1 protein-coding gene and 1 pseudogene are annotated in these 1825 nt (G+C 76.2%); both read left to right on the forward strand.

The window, feature by feature from the left end; translation table 11 throughout:
* A pseudogene (locus tag AC0CYZ_RS05530) lies at nt 1–335 on the forward strand (TIGR03854 family LLM class F420-dependent oxidoreductase); the annotation flags it as partial.
* Between the two features lie 64 nt (nt 336–399).
* The coding region (locus tag AC0CYZ_RS05535; protein ID WP_472213132.1) for a glycosyltransferase family 39 protein at nt 400–1825 on the forward strand (1426 nt) is incomplete at its 3' end.

A 1825-nucleotide genomic window follows, 5' to 3' on the forward strand; every position in this document is an offset into this window, starting at 1 on the left:
CCGAGGCGGCCGCGGCGCGCACGGTGATCGCCGAGGCGGCCGACGACGCGGGCCGGGCGGTGGAGGACGACCACTACGGGACGAACCTGCTGGTCGTGCCCCCGGGGGCGAGCGCGGACGACGTCGAGCGGGCGTTCGCGACCACCGCCCGGCGCCGGCCCGACGTCGACCCGGGCGAGCTGATCGCCCGCGACTGGGCGCACGCCCGGAGTCTGGTCGGCGAGTTCGTCGACGGCGGGATCACGAAGTTCGTCGTGCGTCCCGCCGTCGCCCCGGAACGTCTCGACGACTTCCTCGACGCCTTCGGCTCCGAGCTCGTGCCGCTGCAGACGTAGGCGCACAGCCGGGGCACAGGCCCGCCCCACCCGGTGATCACGGCCGGTGCGCACCCTCGGCGTCATGAGCATGCTGACCGGTCGGCGACCCGCGGCTCCGACCCCCGTCCCGCCGATCAGTCCGGCTCCTCCGTCCGGCACCGACGGGACCGTGCGCTGGTACGCGCCGGCGCTGGGTGTGCTGCTCGCCGCCACCGCGGCGCTCTACCTCGTGGACCTCTCCGCCTCGGGCTGGGGCAACGCCTTCTACGCCGCGGCCGCGCAGGCGGGCGGGCAGAGCTGGACGGCGTGGTTCTTCGGGGCCTCCGACGCGCCCGCCTCGATCATGGTGGACAAGCCGCCGGCATCGCTGTGGGTGATGGGGCTCGCGGTACGGCTGTTCGGGCTCTCGTCGTGGTCGGTCCTCGTGCCCCAGGCGCTCATGGGCGTCGGGGCCGTCGGGCTGCTCGCCGGCGCGGTGCGGCGCTGGTCCGGGCCGGTCGCCGGACTGCTGGCCGGCGCGGCGCTCGCGGTCACGCCGGTCGCCACGCTGATGTTCCGCTTCGACAACCCGGACGCCCTGCTGTGCCTGCTGCTCGTGGCCGGGGCCTACGCGATGGTGCGCTCGGTCGACGCGGCCTCCACCCGGTCCTCGACGTGGTGGCTGATGCTGGCCGCCGCGTGCATCGGCACCGGGTTCCTGACGAAGTCGCTGCAGGCCTTCCTGGTGCTGCCCGCGTTCCTGGCGCTGCACCTCGTGGCGGGGCCGGGCACGTGGCGACGGCGGTTCCTCGCGCTGCTGCCCGCGAGCGTGTCGCTGCTCGTCTCGGCGGGCTGGTGGGTCGCGGTCGTCGAGCTGTGGCCGGCGTCCTCGCGGCCGTACGTGGGCGGGTCGCAGACCGACAGCGTCCTGGAGCTGGCGTTCGGCTACAACGGCGTCGGCCGGCTGACCGGCGACGAGACCGGCCAGTTGGGCGGCGGACGGGCCGGTGCGGGCGGTTTCGGCGGCGGGCCCGGCGCGGGGCTCGCCGGCGCTCCCCCGGCCGGCGGCGGGGGCATGGGCGGGGCCACGTCCACCGACTCCTGGTCGGCGCTGTTCACCGGGTCCATGGCGAACCAGGTGTCGTGGCTGCTCCCGGCGGCGCTCGTGCTGGGCGTGGCACTGCTGGTGCTCGTGGGCCGCGGCGTGCGCACCGACCGGCGCCGGGCCGGAGTGCTGCTGTGGGGTGGGTCGCTGCTGGTCACCGCCGGGGTGTTCAGCCTCGCGGCGGGGATCATCCACCCCTACTACGCGGTCGCGCTCGCGCCGTGGATCGCCGCCCTCGCCGCCGTCGGGGCGGTCGAGCTGTGGCGGGCGCGCCGGACCGGGTGGGTGCGCTGGGTGCTCGCCGCGGCCGTCGCGGCGACGGCGCTCTGGTCGTGGTGGCTGCTGCGCGAGACGCCCGAGTTCCTGCCGTGGCTCCGGGTCCTGGTGCTGGTGGCGGGTCTCGTCGCGGCGGTGGGCCTGCTGT

This window comes from Actinomycetospora sp. (assembly GCF_055612215.1).